The 20,270-nt window shown below is 70.0% G+C and carries 11 protein-coding genes; 3 read left to right on the top strand and 8 right to left on the bottom strand.

Features of this window, described 5'->3' with window-relative positions; translation table 11 throughout:
- Positions 1-221 precede the first annotated feature (221 nt).
- Complete coding sequence (locus tag AB0D34_RS13845) at positions 222-1,676, top strand: arabinofuranosidase catalytic domain-containing protein (protein ID WP_362661101.1); 1,455 nt, start codon at positions 222-224, stop codon at positions 1,674-1,676.
- 124 nt (positions 1,677-1,800) lie between these two features.
- A complete protein-coding gene (locus tag AB0D34_RS13850) occupies positions 1,801-4,407 on the top strand; it encodes a LamG-like jellyroll fold domain-containing protein (protein WP_362661103.1) in 2,607 nt (868 codons plus the stop codon).
- Between the two features lie 72 nt (positions 4,408-4,479).
- Here the strand turns inward: AB0D34_RS13850 and AB0D34_RS13855 are convergent, their stop codons facing one another.
- On the bottom strand, positions 4,480-5,064 hold the full coding sequence (locus AB0D34_RS13855; RefSeq protein WP_362661105.1) for a hypothetical protein: 585 nt from the start codon (positions 5,062-5,064) through the stop codon (positions 4,480-4,482).
- A 2-nt stretch (positions 5,065-5,066) separates the two neighbouring features.
- Positions 5,067-5,684 (bottom strand): hypothetical protein, encoded by a 618-nt coding sequence (locus AB0D34_RS13860; protein WP_362661107.1) that lies wholly within the window; start codon positions 5,682-5,684, stop codon positions 5,067-5,069.
- Between the two features lie 506 nt (positions 5,685-6,190).
- Here AB0D34_RS13860 and AB0D34_RS13865 point away from each other — a divergent pair.
- On the top strand, positions 6,191-9,766 hold the full coding sequence (locus tag AB0D34_RS13865; protein ID WP_362661109.1) for a SpoIIE family protein phosphatase: 3,576 nt from the start codon (positions 6,191-6,193) through the stop codon (positions 9,764-9,766).
- Between the two features lie 338 nt (positions 9,767-10,104).
- Here AB0D34_RS13865 and AB0D34_RS13870 read toward each other — a convergent pair whose 3' ends face one another.
- The 6 genes from AB0D34_RS13870 to AB0D34_RS13895 all read right to left on the bottom strand — a co-directional run bounded on the left by AB0D34_RS13870 (position 10,105) and on the right by AB0D34_RS13895 (position 20,191).
- Positions 10,105-10,563 carry an SRPBCC domain-containing protein gene (locus AB0D34_RS13870; RefSeq protein ID WP_362661631.1) on the bottom strand — a complete coding sequence of 153 codons (459 nt, stop codon included), beginning with the start codon at positions 10,561-10,563 and terminating at the stop codon, positions 10,105-10,107.
- A gap of 106 nt (positions 10,564-10,669) precedes the next feature.
- Positions 10,670-11,395, bottom strand: a complete 726-nt coding sequence (locus AB0D34_RS13875; protein WP_362661633.1) for a hypothetical protein — start codon at positions 11,393-11,395, stop codon at positions 10,670-10,672.
- Positions 11,396-11,707: 312 nt separating this feature from the next.
- Positions 11,708-13,051: a TIGR02679 family protein gene (locus tag AB0D34_RS13880; protein WP_362661110.1), complete on the bottom strand. Its 1,344-nt coding sequence runs from the start codon at positions 13,049-13,051 to the stop codon at positions 11,708-11,710.
- A complete protein-coding gene (locus AB0D34_RS13885; protein ID WP_362661112.1) occupies positions 13,048-17,235 on the bottom strand; it encodes a TIGR02680 family protein in 4,188 nt (1,395 codons plus the stop codon). The genes AB0D34_RS13880 and AB0D34_RS13885 overlap by 4 nt, the downstream gene beginning before the upstream one ends.
- The gene (locus AB0D34_RS13890; RefSeq protein ID WP_362661114.1) at positions 17,232-18,575 is read right to left on the bottom strand and encodes a TIGR02678 family protein; all 1,344 of its coding nucleotides are present in this window, start codon (positions 18,573-18,575) and stop codon (positions 17,232-17,234) included. The genes AB0D34_RS13885 and AB0D34_RS13890 overlap by 4 nt, the downstream gene beginning before the upstream one ends.
- A complete protein-coding gene (locus AB0D34_RS13895) occupies positions 18,575-20,191 on the bottom strand; it encodes a TIGR02677 family protein (RefSeq protein ID WP_362661116.1) in 1,617 nt (538 codons plus the stop codon). The genes AB0D34_RS13890 and AB0D34_RS13895 overlap by 1 nt, the downstream gene beginning before the upstream one ends.
- Positions 20,192-20,270: the final 79 nt, after the last annotated feature.

Consider the following 20,270-nt stretch of genomic DNA (forward strand, 5'->3'; position numbering starts at 1 on the left):
CGCGAGAGCGACCCCCAGCCCTGGCCGACCACGTGAGAACAGCATGCGCCCAGGTCAGCGCTCCCCCACCCCTACCTCCCCCACCCTCCCCTGCGCCTCGAATCGCTGACGCCTCGTGAGGGCCCGGAATGTTAGCGCCCACATTTGTGTCTCACCGACGGAAAGAGTCCACCGTGAAAGGTCCAGTGACTGGCCGACGCCTGAGAGGGCTCCTGCTGACAGTGAGCGCGGCCCTCACCCTCCTCGCAGGCATCCTGGCCGGGGTCGTCGGCACCGCGGCCACGGCCGCGGCCGCCTCGTCCCTGCCCTGCGACATCTACGCCTCGGCGGGAACCCCGTGCGCCGCGGCCCACAGCACCACGCGGGCCCTCTACGCCTCCTACAACGGCGCCCTCTACCAGGTGAAGCGCGCGTCGGACGGCGCGACCACGAACATCGGCGTGCTCAGCGCGGGCGGCTACGCCAACGCGGCGGCCCAGGACTCCTTCTGCTCCGGTACGACCTGCACCATCACGAAGATCTACGACCAGAGCGCGAACCACAACGACCTGACCATCGAGGGCCCCGGCGGCAACGGCGGCCAGGACGTGGGCGCGATCGCCGACGCCCTCCCGGTCACGGTGGGCGGTCACGCGGCCTACGGCGTCTTCGTGTCGGCCGGCGTCGGCTACCGCGACAACAGCACCACGGGCATCGCCACCGGCAGCTCCCCCGAGGGCGCGTACATGGTGACCAGCGGCCACCACGTCAACAACCGCTGCTGCTTCGACTACGGCAACGCCGAGACCTCCGGCAACGACACCGGCAACGGCCACATGGACGCGATCAACTTCGGTACGGAGTGCTGGTTCTCGTGCACCGGATCGGGCCCCTGGGTCGAAGCGGACCTGGAAAACGGCCTCTTCTTCGGCGCGAACGGCTCCTACTCCGGCAACACGGGCATCTCCAGCGAGTACGTCACCGCCATGGAGAAGAACAACGGCACGACGACGTACGCGATCAAGGGAGGCAACGCCCAATCGGGCTCCCTCAGTACCTTCTACAACGGGGCGCTACCCACCACCAGCGGCTACGCCCCGATGCACAAGGAGGGCGCCATCGTCCTGGGCACCGGCGGCGACAACAGCAACGGCTCCGACGGCTCCTTCTTCGAGGGCGTCATGACGTCGGGCTACCCGACGGACGCGACGGACAACGCCGTACAAGCCAACGTAACTTCCGTCGGCTACACCACTCCGACGGCGAACTTCCCGGTCACCGGCACCGCCTACCGCCTGACCAACGCCAACTCCGGCAAGGTCCTGGATGCGGTCAACTGCGGTACCGCCAACGGCACTTCGATCGACCTGTGGGCCTCACTCGGCAACACCTGCCAGCAGTGGAAGTTCGCGAGCGCGGGCAACGGCCACTACACCATCACCAACGTCAACAGCGGCACGGTCCTCGACGACAAGGACTGCGGCCAGTCCAACGGCACGGCGGTCCAGCTGTGGGCGTCGCTCGGCAACACCTGCCAGCAGTGGGACGTCACCAAGGTCGGCAGCCACTACACGATCTCCAACGTCAACACCGGCATGACGCTGGACGTGGCGAACTGCGGGACGGCCAACGGGACGGCGGTACGGCAGTGGCAGCAGCTGGACAACGCGTGTCAGCAGTGGAGCATCGCGCCGTGATCTGAGGGTCGGGGCGGGCGCGGGCCCGTCGATCCTCCTCCCCTCGGCGAGCCCGCGCCCGATCACCCCGGTAGACCCGCCCCCCTTTCGAATCCTTCGAATCTCTTGAACAAAGGAACCGCGCATGCCTTCAGAAGCCGGACCGTCCCGCAGAACCGTCCTGTCCGCCCTCGGTGTCGCGTCCCTGGCCGGGACATTCGCCGCGTCGGCTCCCGCCATGGCCGCCCCCGCCGCCGCGACCACTCCCGTCACCCTCCCCGCCGCGTCGGCTCACTGGACCTTCGACGAGGGCTCGGGCACCACCGCCGCGGACGCGTCCGGCAACGGTGAGATCGCGACACTCCAGGGCGCGGCGGGCTGGGGCGACGGCAAGGTGGGCGCCCACAGCCTGAACCTCACGGCGGGCGGCAACGCCACGGCGTCCGGACCGGTCGTGGACACCTCCAAGGCGTTCTCCGTGTCCGCGTGGGTCAACCTCTCCCAACTGGGCGGCTACCAGACGGCCGTCAGCATCGACGGCAAGGTCGTCAGCGCCTTCTACCTGGGCCTGCGCGACGACACGGGCACCTTCGCCTTCGCCCGCCTGGCGTCCGACGCCACCCAGGGAGCCGCCGTCGCGGCAGCCGCCTCCGCCCCGATCGCCGGCACCTGGACCCACCTGGTGGGCGTCAGTGACACCGCGGCCGGCGTCACCCGCCTGTACGTGAACGGCGTGCTGGAAGGGGAGACGGCGTACACGGCGGGTTGGGCCGGCACCGGGCCCACGGCGATCGGCCGCGCCCTCTACGGCGGCGGACAGGTCGACCAGTTCCACGGCCAGATCGACGACGTACAACTGTTCCCAACGGCCCTCACCTCGGACCAGGTGGCGACGCTGGCCGGGGTCCCGGTGGAGCCCACGACCCCCCTGCTGAGCGTGGATGTGTCGAATCCCGCGCACGCGGTCTCCCCCATCCTCCCGGGCCTGATGTTCGAGGACATCAACCACTCCGGGGAGGGCGGCATCTACGCCGAACTGGTGCAGAACCGCTCGATGATGGCGAGCGACACGGCTCCGGTGCACTGGTCGGCGGTGGGTGGGACGACGCTGACGCTGGACACGGCGACTCCGTTGAACGAGGCGCTGAACCGCTCGCTCAAGGTGGTACTGCCGAGCGGTACGGGAGCTGGGAGCCGGGCAGGCGTCTCGAACGACGGCTTCTGGGGCATCCCGGTCCGCCCGCGCACCACGTACACGGCCCGCCTGTTCGCGAAGGCGTCGCGCGGGATCGGCCCCCTCACGGTGTCCATCGAGTCGGCCGACGGAGGGACGGTGTACGCCTCCGCAAGGATCGCGCACATCGGTACGACCTTCCCCGACAGCCCCTTCGAACTGACCCTGCGCACAGATGCGAGCGCCCCGGTAACGGGCGACGCAAGGCTGACCGTGACGACGGCCGACCCGACCGCAGCGGGCGAGACGCTGTGGCTCCAGCACGTCTCCCTCTTCCCGCCCACGTACAACAACCGCCCCAACGGCCTGCGTATCGACCTGATGGAGAAGCTGGTCGCCCTGAAGCCGAAGTTCCTGCGCTTCCCCGGCGGCAACTTCCTGGAGGGCAACACGATCGCGACCCGCTTCAACTGGAAGAACACGATCGGCCCGGTCTGGGAGCGCCCGGGCCACATGGACGACGCGTGGGGTTACTGGTCGACGGATGGGCTGGGTCTCATGGAGTACCTCCACTGGGTGGAGGACATGAAGGCCCAGCCGGTCCTGGCGGTCTTCGCCGGCTACACGCTGAAGGGCGAACACGTCACGGGAGACGCGCTTGCGCCTTTCGTCCAAGACGCGTTGGACGAGATCGAGTACGTGACGGGCCCGGTGACCAGTGAGTGGGGTGCCCGGCGTGCGGCCGACGGCCACCCGAAGCCGTTCCCCCTGGAGTTCGTGGAGATAGGCAACGAGGACTGGTTCGACAGGTCGGGGTCCTACGACGCCCGCTTCACGGCGTTCTACGACGCGATCAAGGCGAAGTACCCGCACCTGAAGCTGATAGCGACGACGACGGTCACGAGCCGCACCCCCGACCTCATCGACGAGCACTACTACCTGGCCCCGTCGGCAGCCCAGGCGGCCACCCACAAGTACGACAACAGGGACCGCGCGTCGACGAAGGTCTTCGTGGGCGAGTGGGCGGCACAGGAGGGCCGCCCGACCCCCGACCTGAACGCGGCCCTGGGAGACGCGGCGTGGCTGGCAGGCCTGATCCGCAACTCGGACCAGGTCCTGATGGAGTGCTACGCGCCGCTCTTCTCCAACGTGAACAACAACGTCTGGGCGACGAATCTGATCGCCTACGACAACCTCACGAGCTACGTCTCCCCGAGCTATTGGGCCCAGCAGATGCTGACGAGCAAGCTGGGCGAGATGGTGTTGCCGGCGACGGCACGAGCACTGCCGGGGTTGGCGACGGTGGTGACGCGCACCGGGAAGCACGTGTACCTGGCGCTGGTGAACTACGGGACGGAGAAGGTGGATGTGCCGGTGGAGCTGCAGGGCTTGGCGAAGGGAGTCCGGAAGAACGCCACAGCCACGATCCTGACGGGACCGTCACCGACGGCGACGAACACCCTCACCGCCCCCGACACACTCGTGCCCGCCTCTCGCACGGTGACCGGCGCGGCGGCAACCTTCACGAGCACGCTGCCACCGCTGTCGGTGACGGTGCTGGAGCTCACCTTGACCTGAGACCCGCAAGCTTCCGAAGGCTCGGAAAGGGCCTCCGTTCCAAACCGGAGGCCCTTTCGTCAGCTGGACACCTCAGCCAGTCTGAATGTTGGTGATCTCAACGGAAAGCTCTGTGCTCGCCGAAGTGGTGCTGATCAGAGACGGTCTGTAGCTCAGGCTGGTCTGGTCCGTGAGCTCGGCAGTCGCAATGACCGGACCGGAGTCGTCGCCGTGGATTTCGTAGGTGATCTCGTACACCGCGTCCGGGTCGAGGACACCACTACTGCCCAGGTAGATCAGCTCCGGCTCCACGGTCACGTTGCAGCCCGCCGATCCGAAGCACTGCCGCGCGGTGGTACGCAGATCGATCGAGAAGCTTTCGGCGTCGACCTCGCCGTACGTTGGCTCCGCGACGGGGCTCACGACATCCGCGTCCGGGACGCTCGATGCGGCGGTGGTGGGCGGCTTGTCGTCGTCGTTGGTGGATCCCTTTGTGGCCCCAACGACGACGACGCCTGTGGTGACGATCGTGACGATCACAGCGGCGGCCGAGCCGACGATGATCGCATTGGTGCGGCGCTTCTTCGGTGGGATCGGCGGTACCGGCACCTCGGACAGCGCAGGCAGCGGGAAGCCGGGCGGCGGAGTGGCGGGAGGTCGCGGAGCGCTCTCAGCCATCGTCAGTCCCACCCTCCCAGCAGGCCTGCACTGAGCTGCGCATTGCAGATGTTGTAATCGCCGGCCGCGTGAGCCTTCTTCACCTTCCCGCCGACCGTGACAGAGCAGTGGATGTCCCCGGACCCCTGGAGCTGCGCCGTGACGTTGAAGTACATTGCGTCGTCGTCAAGGGGCAAGGTGGCCTCGAACTTGCCGTTCTTGAAAGCGCCGTCGCGGTTGTCGGAGTCGGACCCGTAGGTGATGTTGAGTGGCCCGAGGGCACCGGCGGGTGCGGTACCCCACACCTTGAAGACGACGACCTTACTGTCGGCCTTCGGCTCGCTGTCGACCTTCTTGTCACTGCTCCCGGAGCCGTCGGCCGCCTTGTCACTCTTCGGCATAGAGCCGCTGGCCTTGGTGCCTCCGGCACTCTTGGAGTCGTTCGAGCCGGAGCCGCCGCCCACGACAGCACCGATGAGGGCGATCAGAACGAAGAGACCAACGAGACCGAGACAGCCCAGGCCGATGACCTTCCCCGCGCCGGGCTTCTTCGGTGGCGGCGGCGCGAACGGCGCCTGCCCGAAGGGCTGTTGGGGGCCGCCCGATTCGGGCTGCTGCGGCGGGTACTGCTGCTGGCTCATGGTCCCCCCTGGGGCATATGTCGTGCAGTGCAAGGTGTGTGACTTGCACAGGCTCCGAACGGTTTCCTCAAACCGGATGGATTCACCTGATCGTGGTGAACTCAACGCAAATCGAACACCTTTGGCGTCCGGCAGGGAGGGGCCCTGCCGCCGCAGCCGATGGCGAAGTCGGGTCGAATCCCGAGTAGCTTCACTCGAGCAAATCGACCGCAGGCCGGATCATCGACCACCTCGTCGCGCGGTCCCGGCCTTGCCCGTCGTCGCCGACCGTGTCGGCCGGCCGCAGGGACCGCTGGTCGACGATCACCGCCGTCGGCGTGCGGTTACGGGCGTACACTGCTGAGCAAATGGGCTTTTGATTGCTTTAAACGGGAAATTCAGGTAGAAGTGTCGTCAGAACTGTCGGATCCGGCGTCCGATCTGCCTGGGAGGTCCGCAGCGAGTGGCCGTCGGCAGCCTTGGGAGGCGCGGGCGGGTCACACAGGCGCCAGGAGGAAGATTTCTCGATGACCCGGCGCGATGACCCGCGCACCGCGGCGGCCCGGGTGTTCGCCGAGGGCGGCGCGTTCGGCGAACTGCTGTCAGGGATCGACTGGGCGGCGACGCCGCTCGGGCCCCCCGTCTCCTGGCCGGGGCCCCTGGTGGACAGCCTGCGCCTCATGCTCACCTCTGAGCATGGGATGGCTCTGTACTGGGGGGCTGAATTCGCCACGCTGTACAACTCGGGCTCCACACCCATTGTCGGCGCCAAACACCCCTGGGCGCTCGGCAGGCCCTATAAGGAGGTGTTCCCCGAGGTCTGGGCCCACCCCGTGAGCTCCCACTTCCACTATGTGACCGACACCCGCAAGCCCCTGCTGGTCCCGGATGAGCTGCTCATCATGGAGCGCCACGGCTTTTTGGAGCAGTGCTACTTCGACTCCGCCTTCCAGCCCGTGCTGCTGGATGACGGCACCTCCGGCGGCGTCCTGCAGATCCTCACCGAGACCACCGGCCGGGTACTGGGCGAGCGCCGGCTGCGCCTGCTGAGCGAGACCGGCACGCGCACGGCCGGACTGCCCACTCCGGGCGAGGTCGCCCGCGTGGTCGCCGAGGTGGCGGGCGCCTACCCCGACGAGATCCCGTTTCTGGGCCTGTACCTGGCTTCCGAGCCAGGGATGCAGCGGCCGGCGGCCTCCACCGGGCTCCGGTCGGCGCCCGAGACCGTCTCGCTGAATGCGGCCGACGGGCCGGAGGCGGCGGCCCGGCTGGCGCAGGTGGTCGCCGACGGTGCCCCGGCCACGCTGCCGGCCGCCGCGTTCACCGGCGGCAGCATGGCCGGGCGGCACGCCGCGGCCTCCCGGCTCCCGGTCGAGCAGGCGCTGGCCCTTCCGCTGCACTGCGCGGGCCGGGTGGAGGGCGTGCTGGTGGTGGGCGTCAACCCCTGCTTCCCCCCGGCCGGGGCCTACTACGACTTCCTGGAGGTGCTCGCCTCAGCTGTGGCCGGGGCGCTGTCGGCCGCGCTCGCGCACGAAGAGCAGCGCAGGCGGGCGGAGGCGCTGGCCGAGCTCGACCGGGCCAAGACCACCTTCTTCGCCAACGTCAGCCACGAGTTCCGCACCCCGCTCACCCTGCTCCTGGGCCCGCTCCAGCAGGCCCTGGCCGACGAGGACCGGCCCGAGCGGCGCGAACAGCTGGAGCTGGCCGAGCGCGGCGCCCTGCGCCTGCTGAAGCAGGTCAACACCCTCCTGGACGTCGCCCGTGCCGAGGCCGGGCAGACGCGCCCCGCCCTCGAGCCGGTCGACCTCGCCGGTGCCACGGCCGAGCTGGCCGGGGTGTTCCGGTCCGCCTTCGAGGCGGCAGGGCTGACGCTGGAGGTGGACTGCCCGCCGCTGCCCAGGCCGGTGCCCCTGGACCGGGAGATGTGGGAGAAGATCATCCTCAACCTGCTCAGCAACGCCCTGAAGTTCACCTTCACCGGCGGCGCCCAGGTGCAGGTGGCCGCAGCCGGCGACCGGGCCAGGCTGACCGTGACCGACACCGGCGCCGGTATCCCCGCGGACGAGCTGCCGCGCCTGTTCGAGCGCTTCCACAGGGTCCGCGGCGCCCGCTCCCGCTCCCACGAGGGCAGCGGCCTCGGCCTGGTGCTGGTCAAGGATCTGGTGGAAGCGCACGGCGGCACCGTCGGCGTGGACAGCCGCCTCGGCCAGGGCACCACCCTCATCGTGGATCTCCCTTTCGCCACCGCCCAGCGGCCCCGCCCCGCCCCGCCCGAGGCCGGCGCCGGATCCCCCGGGGAGATCCCCGGGGAAGGCGGAGGCAGCCGGCCCGACCGCACCGCGGCCTACGTGGACGAGGCGCTGGGCTGGCTGGCGGCCGACCCCGTCCCCACCGCGGCCACCTCCGCGGCACGCACCCCGCAAGCCCCCGCGACCCACGATGCCCTCCACGGCCCCAGCCCGCACGAATCCGACCGCCCCCACCGGGCCCGCCTGCTGGTCGTCGACGACAACGCCGACATGCGCGCCTACCTCACCCAGCTCCTTCAGCCCGACTACGACGTGCTGCTCGCCGCCGACGGCCGGGCCGCCCTGGAGATGGCCCTGGCGCAGCCGGTGGAGCTGGTGCTCAGCGACGTAATGATGCCCCGCATGGACGGCTTCGAGCTGGTCCGGGCGCTGCGCGCCGACCCGCGCACCGCCCGGCTGCCCATCGTCTTGCTCACCGCCCGCGCCGGCGAGGAGGAATCCGTGCAGGGGCGGCACGCCGGCGCCGACGACTACCTGGCCAAACCCTTCTCCGCGCGCCAGCTGCTGGCGCGTGTCCGCACCGGGTTGGAACTGTCCCGGCTGCGCGAACAGGCCCTGACCGAGACCCGCAACCAGCTGGCCGTGCTGGCTTCCCTGGCCGACGCGGGCCTGCGGCTGGCTGCCACCCTCGACCCGGACCAGATACTGCAGACTGCCGGTCAGATCCTGCTGCCCGACTTCGCCGACCAGATCAGCATCCACCTCACCCCTGTGGCACCCGCCCCGGCGCAGTCGCCCGCGCCATACATCGCCGGTACCCCCCTTCTTTCCCACGAGGCCCTGGCCACCGCCGCCACCCGCGCGATCAACGGCACCGCCCCAGCCCCAGTCGGCCCGCACCCGGCACCCGCCGCCGTGCTGGCCCTGCCGCTGCGCGCCCACGACCAGACACTGGGGGCCCTGGTACTGGTCCGGCGCACCGGCGGCTATTCCGCGGTCGAACACAAGTATCTGGAGAACCTCGCCCACCGCCTGGCCCTGGCCTACGACAACGCCACCCGGTACCACAACGAGCGCCGCCTCGCCCTGACCCTGCAGCGCGCCCTGCTGCCCCACCGCCTGCCCCAGGTGCCCGGAGTGCGCCTGGCCACCCACTATCGGGCCAGCAACCGCGGCGCCGAGGTCGGCGGAGACTGGTACGACGTTCTCGCCCTGCCCGACGGCGCCGTGGGGCTGGCCATCGGCGACGTCATGGGCCATGACGTGGAAGCCGCCACTCTGATGGGCCAACTCCGCTCCGCCCTGCACAGCCTCGCCCTGGAGGGCGCCGGCCCGGCCCAGGTGCTGACCAGGCTGGACGCCTATGTGCAGTCGCTCGCCACCGACCGCTTCGCCACCTGCCTCTACGCGGTCTACGACCCCCACCGCCACCGCCTGCGCTACGCCGCCAGCGGGCACCTGCCGCCCCTGCTGGTAGCCGCCCACACCGCCTATCTGGAGCTGCCCCCGGCGCTGCCGCTGGGTCTGGGCAGCACCCCGGTCGACCGCGAGGTGGCGTTCCCGCCCGGCACCGGCCTGCTGCTGTACACCGACGGCCTGGTGGAGAACCGGGCACTGTCCCTGGACGACGGCCTGGCGGCCCTGCGCCGGACCTGCGACGCGCTGCCCGCCGCCGCCCGCTGCGACCCCCAGCGGATCACCGAGCGGGCCCTGGAACTGCTGAACACCCCCGACCGGGTCGACGACGACGCCGCCCTGCTCGCAGCCACCGCCGAACCATCGCGTCGAACCGGTGACCCGCAGACCGACAGAAGTGCCCTACACCCGACCGCTACTGCTCGTGGTCGTTGCTGAGGAAGCTGCGGATTTGCCAATTCACTGCTACCGAACTGTCTTCATTGCTACTGACCTTTTCGGGTTGCCTTCGGGCCCATAGTGCGACGGACGCCGCTTCCCACCTCACGCCACGATCGCAGAGACCCACACCAAGATCGACGGAACTATGATCTGGCCCAGGTAAGGCGTCCCCCGTGCCGCTGCGCCAGCGACTTTTCAGGGACTTTCAGCCCTGCCTGATGGACTTCCGAGGGACTTTCCGCCGCCTAATACTCCGTAGATCGCAATCTCGCTGGTCAGGGGCGGTGTGAAGGGCAGATACGGTCTGCGCAGGGCCCCTCCCACCGGCTAAGATCTCAGGTCGACGCAACCGACGACATCAGCTCCTCCAGCTTGTTGAGGCCCTGAGTCCAGCCTTCCTCGTGAAGATCTCGGCGCCGCTCAGTGGCGAAGTCGCCCTGGGTGAAGACCAGTTCGGCCGATGTACCGCCGATGTCGCGAAGGGACAGCGTCACCACCGTCTCCCGATCCTCGGGATCGGGAGCCTCCCACCGGAAGGTGTAGGACAGTCGTTCCGGAGGGTCGACCACAAGGAATTCCCCCACCAGGTAGAACCGATCGCCTTCCGGAGGCTGCATCGCGATCCGGTAACCACCTCCTGGCCGAAGGTCGCTTTCCACATCCGGGGTGGTGAACCCGTCGGGGCCCCACCACTTGGCCAATTCCTGCGGTTCGGTCAACGCTCGGAATACGACCGGACGCGGTGCGCGGAGGACACGTTGCATGTGCAGCCTCAGCCCGCCATCGTGCGTCATCACGAAACCTCCTCCGGACCGAAGGCGTCGGGATTGAACACTGCACTTATCCTATGTATCCCCACCGTAGGCTGCCCGTCGCGACCGTGTCGCCGGTAGCTGGTCCTCAGCGTTGCATCTCAGCGGTCTTCCGCGGATCGTCCGCCAGAATGCGGTCCGTCAGCCGCCGTACCTGCTCCTCCACGGGGTGATCGGGGGTGACGAACAACTCGTACCGGTAGAGATCCGTACGCTCGCCTGGCCCCCGGACCTGGTGGAAGTCGACATCAACACCCTGGGGGCTGGTGAACTCCTCGGGGAGACCGGGCTCCTCACGTCGCGGCCAGCAATCCGTAAGAACGCAGCCCCACCGTTCGAACCAGCCGCTGTCCGCAAGCGTCTGCTCGAGGAGCCGGGCAACGGTGTCCACTGGCTCTTCCCAGCTACGGTCCGCAGCGGCCCGCGCGAGCTCAGCCTCGTACTGCGCTCTGTCGAAGCGGAAGTCCGCCGGCACCGCTGTGATGTTGCTGGTGTTTTCCCAGGCGTCCCAGATCACCTGATCGCCCTCGCGGCGTATCGTGACGTACAAGGCGCCGCAGCAGCCCGCCGTGCAGACCGGCTCGGTGATCATGATCCTGCGGGGTTCCTCCGTGACCGCCAGCGGCCAGCTCTCGGCCGGCCCCCTCCAGTGTCGGCAGCTGAGCCCGAGGCCTTCCGGATGGACTTCCTTCAGGACGTCCACGCCGTCGATCAGAGGATGCACTTCGGCCCAGGGATCCGCCGCCCAGTCGTCCGGAATCCTGTGCTGCAAAGTCAAGGTGCTGATCGTCAGATGTTCGGCCACACCCCCCATCATCGGTCGAGACCACGCAACCGCACACTCATTTTCTGGCTGTGCTCATCCTCGGCGAGCGCACCGCGCTCGGTCATCGTTCGTGATTCGGCTGAAGCTGCTGGAACAATGCCGTGGTCAGCGAGGCCGACGACCTACTCGCGGACGCCGGTCCTCCGGTAGTCATGCCGGGGCGACGGGGCTCCGGGGGGGTGCCGTAGAACAGAGCCGCAGCCATCAGCAGAACCCTCATCGCCGTGAGCAGTTCGCGCGCCACGACACCGCGTTGAGCACGGGCGAGTTCATGCAGGCCTCCGTGCTGGGGATGCGAGGTCATGTCCGTGTGCATCCCCGCTCTGAGGCACAACCGCCCCTACCTCCGCCGAGATCCTCCAAGAGCAGGTCGAGTGCCGCCTCCTCGTGCAGGGCGATTCCCAATGCCTCCATGGCCGGGGCCAGTTCCGCGTCCCACACCGCCTCCGCACGCGGTCCGCTGAGCAGGAGCTGCGGCGTGCCGTGGGCTTGGGCTCGGGTCGCGAGGTACTCGTAGTCCTCGGTCCCCATACGCCACGGCTCCGCGCCGTACCGCTCCACGACACGGTTGGCCAGCATGATCCCCGGCCAGTCGAAATCGCCGTGGTACACGAAGGCACATCCGGCGGCGGCCAGTGCGTCGAGCAGAGTGAGGACGACTGTCGTCGCGCTGCCCGAGGTGCAGATCAACGGTTCGCTGCAACCGGCGTCGGCGGCGGCCTCGACGACTCGTGGATTCTCACAGACATGGATGCGAGTGCGGTACGGCAACTCCATTCGCAGAGCGCGCAGTTCACGCAGCGTGAGATGGGTCTCCAGGCAGTGGTCCGCACGTTCTCGCAGGGTTCTCTCGCCCCAGGTCGCGCCGATCGGGCGCAATCCATAGGTGAGCACCGTGCTGGACACCTCGTCGGGGGTGACCGAGGCGAGACGCCACAGGGCCCGGCGGCCCGGAGCGTCGGCGGGGAAGTCTGCGCGACATGCGAGGGCGATGCCGCGCAGGACCAGGCGGGACAGCAGAGTGCCGTCGTCCAGGCCGTGGGCCGAGCCGGTGGTACGGGTGGCCAGTTCGCCACGGCCCCAGACAGCAGGGGTGGGCTGTGCGTCCGGGCCGGGAAAGAGTGTGGCCAGGGCTCGGATCGCCTGGTCGAGGATCGTGGCGGCGGTGTGCGGGTCCTGGCGGGCGACCGTACCGGCACGGCGTGCTTCCTCCAGCCAGCCGAACGCCCAGGGTTGGGAGGCCAGCGGTGTTGTGACGAGAGCCGCCTCCGCCCCGGACCACAGTCCGGCGCGTTGCGCCGTCGCCGCGTCCCGGGCCGCCCTGCGGTCGGTGAGGGTCGGGCCCAGTGCCGCCAGCGTCTGCGCCAGGCCGCGGCCGACCGCGCTTGTGCGCAGGCGGGCGTCCAGGTCCGACAGACGGATCGAGGCGGCTGCCGTGGAGAGTGGTTTCGCAAGGAGCAGGGAGAGGTCCTCGCGTTCCTGTGCGGTCAGACACTGAAGCCTGATCGTGCCGTTCGGCTGCAGGCCGTTGCGTTCCAGACGGGTTCGGGCGGCCGTCCATAGGCGGGCGAGGCCGGGCCGGGTCAGAAAGGCAAGCGTCTCGGCGTCCAGAGGAGTCGCGTCCCGCGCTCGGGGGTCCGTCATACCGACACCAGCCGACGCTGCCGTCCGTTCCAGGTGTAATGGAGGGTCGCCACTCCCCTGACGTGCGGGTCGCGCAGGCACTCGTAAATGTGGAGCGACGGCACGTCGGGCCAGTTGCCGATCAGGCGTTCGCTGGTGAGGACGAAGTCCAGGTCCAGGTCGACCAGGATGCGGCCGAGGCGGGCGTGGGTGGGTTCGTCGACCTTGGCGAAGGCGTCGTCGAGCAGGATCAGCCTGGGTGCGTGCGGGGCCGTGTCGGCGAGACTCGTGAAGTGGGCAGCCGCGGCGGCGAACAGGACCAGGTAGGACAGCACGCGCTGCTCGCCCTGGCTCAGGCCGGTGCGGCCGGACAGCTTGCGGCGGCTGGTCGGGGCGGCGTCGTTGACCACCCAGGGCGTGAAGGTGAACCAGTCGCGGTAGTCGAGGGCGGTGCGCAGATGGGCCGCGTAGCCCGCGCCCGGATCGGCGCGCCGGGCGTCCTCGATACGGCGCTGGAGCACATCGCGCAACTGCTCGGACTCCTCGCGGGTGCGCAGGCCGGACGGGCTGCGGAGGAGGTCGACCGCGGCCTTGACGTCGGCTTCCACGCCGTCGGCCAGCTTCCAATCGAGTGTGACGCCCAGGCCGTGTGACGTGCGGACCGTGGACAGGGTGCCGTTCAGGGCGGCCACCAGGGCGCCCGCGGCCAGCACCTGGGAGGAGAGGTGGTCGCCCAGTTCGCCCGTCAGGAACCGCTGGAAGACCTCCCGCTCGCGTTCCGTCAGCCGTTCACGCGCCTCGGCCGCCTGGGCGGCGATGCGCTCGCCGACCGTGGCGATGTCCTGCGGTCCGTGGTCGTCGACGAGACGGCAGACCTTGATGCCGTCGTGCTCCTCCAGCGTGGCGTCGTACCCACCGGAGAGCTGGTCGCGCAGGTCGGTGTGGCGGTTGAGAAGGGCGGTGTCGGAGAGGTCGCACCGCTCGGCGTCCAGGCGTTCTCGTACGGCCGTCACGAGTCGGCGCAGGGCCTTGGCGCGGTCGTGTACCTCGACTTCTTCGTCGGAGTCAGCCGCGGAGGTCGCCTCGGCCGTGCCGGTCACCGGCATGTCGAGGCCCGCGCCTCTGGTCACGCCTGGCAGTGACAGTGCCGCACGCAGTCGCCCGCCGCTTTCGACCGCCACGTTCTCCTGCTCGGCCAGCGCCTCCCGTCGTACCCGCTCTTCCTCCTCCGCGCGCACGCGTTCGTCGTGTACGGCGTTCACGTCCCGCTCTGCTCCGGGAAGTTGACGTCCCACCGCGTCCAGCCGCCGCTTCGCCGCGTCCTCGCGGGCGAGGATCTCTTGCTCCGGCGCGTCCAGTGCCTCCTCCAGGCCCCGGACCGTGCGACGGGCGGCCTCCAGGCGGGCGAGCGGTCCGGCATAGTCGGACTCCGCCTCCTGGGTGGACGTCAGGGCGCGCTCATAGCCTTCGCGACCCTGGCGGTGGGCGTCGGCGGAGGAGGCCACCGCGCGCAGTCGCCCGCGCAGCCGTTCCGTGCCGGTGCCGAGACGGTCCAGACACAGGCGTACAGAGTCGAGAGCCGTCGGGTCGACGGGCAGGTCGTGTGCTCCCGCGGTCGCCTCGGCCTCCCGCCGGGCGGCGACCGCGCGGGCACGTGCCTGCTCGGCCTCGCGGGCGGCCGTGGACGCCTTGCCGGCCAGGACCTGTGCAGCGCGCGCGGCCTCGGTGGTGCGTGCCCATGCGTCGGTCAGCGTGCGTCCCGTGGGAGGGTGGCTCATGGTGTCGGCCACCTGCGTGCGGTGTGCCGTGAGGTTTTGCAGACGCCGTTGCTGATCGTCCAACTCCTGCTCTTTAGCAGTGAGTTGGCGGTCTATTTCGGCGAGTGCCCGGCGGCGGGTCTCGGCGCGTACCTCCGCACCGACGTACTCGGCGGTCTGCTTGGTGTGACGGCCCCGGGCGACGCCGAGCTTCCAGAAGCCGTCCGTGCCGAGCGCGGATTCCGCAGTCGCAGCCGTGGTCGCGTCCGTGACCAGCGCCACCGCGCGGAGCACGCGCTCGACCTGTCCTGCCGTCACCCCGCTGTCCGGCGCCACGACCGGATGCAGCACTTCGGCGAGCGTGGGTCCGGCGGGTGGAGCGCCGGGAGCGAGGAGGATGTCCCGGGTGGCCGGGTCCAGGACGGTGCCGTCGGCGCACACCCAGGCGTCGAGCAGTCCGCTCGCTTCGAGGGCCGCCTCCAGGTTCGCCCGGTCCGTCGGCTCCAGACCGTCGGCGAAGTCCACCAGCCGGTACAGGGGTGCGCCGGTGCCGGGTGCGCGTGGTGCCGAGCGGTGGGGCGGAGGCGTGGGCTCGGGGTCGGTGCGGGCCTCCCAATCGTCGCGCTGCTTCCTCAGCCGGTCACGTTCGGCGGTCAGCTCGCGGATTGCCACCGCCCGCGTGTCGCGCTGCTCGGCGAGTTCCGTCAGCCATGGATCGACGACCGACCGGGCGGTGTCGGCCACCTCGTCCGGTACATGGGCGGGCAACGGGCCCTCCGCCGGGTCGTGGGCGGTCAGGGCGTCTACGGCGTCAAAGGGCACGCCGGTGAGGCTGTGCAGCCGCTCGGTCCAGGTTCGTACGGCGTCCGCGTACGCCACCCCTTCGCGTGCCGTCTCGGCCCGTCGGCGCCGGGCCCGCTCGCGCGCGTCGTCCGCCTGTTCCTCCAGCCGCTCCCGGGCGGCATCGGCCTCCTGCGCCTCTCGCTGGGCCCGGTGTGTCGTGTGGATGAGTGCGGTCAGTTCGGTCACGGCCCGGGTGCGGTTCCTGATCACGGGCCCGGCGGCGGCCAGTTGGGCCTCCCAGGTGTGCAGTGCCTCGGCGCAGGCCCCCGTGTCGAGGGATAGCACTTCGCTGTGCCGCACGAGGTGCAAGTCACCTTCTGGGGAGGTCAGTTGGGCTGCCGCCGCCTCCGTGACCGGGATGGCTGTGGCCTGCGCGGGCTCGCCCAGGTGGGCGGGGTCGAGCGCGGCGCGTTCGGCCTCGCGCAGCATCTCGCCGTGTGCCGTACGGAGTTCGACCAGGTCCGCGCCGATCCTGTCGGCTTCCTCGGTCAGCCGCCGTCCTGTCTCCTCCTGGCTGCCGTGGGCCTGGCGCAGGGCTTTGAAGGCGGTCGCCGCCGCACTGTGCAGAGCGGTCACCGTGGCGCGTTTGTCGCCGAGTTCCCGCAGGCTGCGATAGGCGGCGCTGGCGTACAGGGCGGCCAGGTCCGTCTCGGCCGCCTCCTCCTCCGCCTTGAGGACGTCGAGACGGGCGGCGAGTTCCTCCTCGTGGGCGCGGAGCCGCGCCGCACTCTTCACCGCCTCGCCGGCCGAACGGCGGTGCTCCGCCAGCCGTTCCAGTTCGTCATGCACGTCTTCGGCCCGGCGGCGCAAAGCGCCGTGGAGATAGCCGCGGTAACCGGTCAGGAAGGTCCGCAGCGCCTCGTCGGTCCGCTCCAGGCGTCCGAGGTCGGTCCTTACGGCGTCCAGGTCGTCGAGGCCTCGGGCCACTTTCTCCACGACCTCGTCGTCGAGCGCGGGCAACGTCTCCGCGAGGACGGACACCAGGCCACCGGAGTCGATGCGGTCGCCGATGGTGGGGCGGCGCAGCCGGTGCAGCAGGTGGAGCAGGTTGCGGTAACGCGCCGGATCAGTGAGGCCGAACAGGCGGCGGGCGACCCTCGCCCGGTGCTCCACGGCACGGTCGGTGACGTTCTCCGGACCGACGAGCGACTTGAGCCGGTCGACGGGCAGCGGCTGTCCGGCGGGGGCCAGGTCCAGGTCGTGTCCCACCCGTAGCGGGGTGACGAAGAAGAACGGCTTGGCCGTCCTGGTCGACTGGGAGGCACGGATGGCCGCGCCGAGGGTGAGGTGCTGTTCGCTGCCTTCCTCGTCCGTGCGCGCGAACTCCACCCACAGATAGCCCAGCCGGTTGGTCTGCTCGAAGCCGTCGAGCATCAGCCACAGGAGCGTGGTCCTGCCGGTGCCGGTGGCGTCCAGCGCTCGGGCGTCCCCGTCGAGGAGGTAGGGCAGCAGCATTTCCAGTGCCTTGGACTTGCCCGCGCCGTTCTTGCCGCGCAGCAGCAGGCGACCGTCGCCGAAGGAGAACTCCTGCTCGTCGTACTGCCAGACGTTGCGAATGCCGGCGCGGTGCAGGTGGTAACGGTACGGCGAAGGGGAGCGGTTCACCGGGTCGGCTCCTGGGGCTGCTGGGAGGTGTCGTGCGCAGAGGACGGTTCGGTACGGGAGGCGACGGCCACGGTGGTGGCGAACCGGGCGGCCGCGGCGAGCAGCACCCAGCCACCCGTACCGTGCCGGCCACGCGCACCCGAGACGTCCGTGACGTACCGGCCGTCCAGCGCCGCGTCCTCATATCCCTCGGGCAGATCGTGGCCGTCGGCACGCACCGGTCCGGCGGGCGCCATCAGGCGCATGCGGACCAGCAGGTCGAGAACGGCCGCGAGCAACGCGTCCCGGTCCTCCACCAGGCCACGCTGCCAGTTGCTGCGCCCGCCGTACTCCTCGACGAGTTCATCGAGCAGTTGGGGCAGCAGTGTGTCCGGGACGGGTACGCCGATGACCAGCCGCCCGCCCACCGCCGGGTGGCCGGGGTCCTCGGGGCGCAGCCGGTCGACGAGCCGTCCCACGAGCAGCAGCGCCGCCTGGGCGACAGTGCCGGTGCCAGGGAGGTGCAGGTCGGTCAGATCGCCGTCCGGGTCGACGAGGGCGATGCCCTCGGCGCGGATCTCGGCTTCCAGGCCCAGCAGTTCGGAGAAAGCCTGGGACTCACGCCGCTGCCGGGTCCGCAGCCATTCGCGCTCTGCGCCGGTGAGGTCGTCGAGGTGGACGGCAGGTGTCTCGACGAGACGTCTGCGGACGTACGTACGCGGACCCCCGAAGCCGGGGTCTGCGGCCCGGCGTACGAGATCCGCTCCGTCGCGGCTCTGTGTCAGCGGTCCGGCGACGATCGCGCGGGCGATCTCGCGGTCCACGGTCAGCAGCGCCTCGCCGCCCCGCTCCTCGGCGACGGCCACGACCTGGCCCTCGGTCTCCACCAGCGCGCCCCAGTCGACGAGTTGGCGCAGCGCGGCGGCGAGCGTACGCCGCTCCGCCTGCCGACCGATGTCGCCGACCTCGATCCCGGCGTCCACGGCGGCGGCCCTGAGGTCGGCGACGAGCTGGGAGAGCAGCAGCTGCTCCGGTGCGGTGACCAGGACCGAGAGGGCGAGGGTCAGGTAGGCGTACGTCCGTGGCGTGAACGGCGTTCCGGTGGACGGCCGCTCCAGACGGTGGCCGGAGCCGGGTCCGAGGCCCGCCTTGAACAGACGGGCGTACGACGCCTCGACGAGGAGCCGGTAGCCGAACACCTGCTGGAAACGCTGGGCGAGCCAGTCGGCATGGCGTCGGATCAGCGGGAAGGTGTCGCTGTGTGGCCCGCTGCTCGTGACCAGCGGGTGGGCCAGCAACAGACGTGCAGCGGCACGGCGTTCGGCGGCGAGTGCCACGTCATGGGCGGAGGGCAACGCCATCAGGCGCTCACCTCCTCGGCGGTGGCTGGTGCAGAGGCGCTCTCGACCGCCAGGGTGAGATCGTCCACCAGCAACTCGCCGTCGACGGATCGCAGGAGTGTGTGCCGACCCGGGGTACGCCACGCCATCAGCCTGATGCCCAGATCCGCATCGCCCGCCTGCGCGCCGTCGAGCCGGAAGTCACCCTCGTCCTTGCGTAGTTGGCTGTTGCCGAGGGCGGCGGCGAGGAGTTCCAACAGCAGCCGCAGCGCCGCGGACCCCAACTTCACCTGGTCGAACCGGCCTGACGCGCTGCGCAGTTCGGCGGCCGCCGCCTGTCGAGCGGCGGCCTGTTCGCGCGCTTGTTCCATGAGATGGCGTTTCTGCTCGCTGTGGTCCTCGACCATCGCGGCCCGTCCGCGCGGGGCCCGGCTCCCGCGCTCCCGCAGTGCCACGGGCACGTCCACGACCGGCCCGGTCCACCAGCTCACGTATGCCGGCACGGACGCGTCGGGATCGGGCGCCACCCCCAGATGCCGTGCTCCGTACAGCCCGAAGGCTGCGACCGCGATGTCGTGGGCCTCATCGGGCTGCGCGGTGTCGAACCAGGCGGCGAGCCTGAGCAGGTCCTTGCGCCGGGACATCTCCCCGGACGCCGAACGCAGCATCCGCTTGGCGTTGGCGAGCAGTGACTGAAGGGCGCGCAGGGTGGCGTCCCGCAGCTGGTCCACCTGGCTGCCGTGCCCGTCGGTGTCGGCGAACCAGTCACGCAGCCCCTCCCAGTCGGCGAGTTGCCGCCCCCGGCTGCGCTGTACCCGCGTCTCTGGCAGCGCCTCGGAGAGGGCTCCGAGACCCGCCGCGTGTGCGTCGATACTGCTCAGCAGGGCAGGCAAGTGGGGCCAGATCTTCTGCAGATGCGCGGCGATACGGGGCGCGCGGAAGGACACGTCCTCGGTGATCGCCTGCACGTAATCGAGCAGGAGTTCTTTGAATCCCTGGTATTCGGCTCCGTCGAGGTCGTAGCGGGCGAGCACCTGGCCCAGGTAAGCGTAGAAGTCCCTCACGGACTCGGCGAACTCGGCGAACTGCACGAAGAGCGTGCTGATCTTCTCCAGTGCCTGCCGCGGGTCCGCACCGCCTGGTGCGGCGACCATTGCGGCGATGTCACCCAGCCCTCGGTCGACGAGCGTGAGCAGTTCACTGCTGACCTCGCGCGCGGCATCCGCATCGGCAAGCACCTCGTCCGCGTCACGTTGCACCCGCTCGCCCAGCTTGGAGAGCTGATAGCGCGAACGGGAGCGCTGGTACTCGGCAATGCTGGTGGCCGTGACGGCGTGTGTACTGCGCAGCAGATTGCCCCACCGCACGAGCTGTTCCAGCCTGGCAGTCAGTGTCTCCGCTTCCAGCACCGCCCCCGGCCCGCCGGTCTGCGCCAGCTTGGCCAACACATCCGGTGCGGCGAGATCCGCGAGCAACGTGCCGCAGAACACCCGCATCACCGCGACGTACTCCAGCCGCTCGGGTGCGCTCAGATAGGCGTACGCACTCAGCCGCTGCCAGGCGTCGCTGCCACTGTCTCGACTGTCCCGACCGGTTTCTTCATCGCTCGGCGACCCGTGCAATTCGTCCCCCTCCATACCATCGAGCGTACGGACCGCCACTGACACTCCGGCGAATGTCGGCGAAATCAGCCTCGTTCGGCTGTTACCTGCCAAC

This window comes from Streptomyces sp. NPDC048420 (genome assembly GCF_040651535.1).
GTDB lineage: Bacteria > Actinomycetota > Actinomycetes > Streptomycetales > Streptomycetaceae > Streptomyces.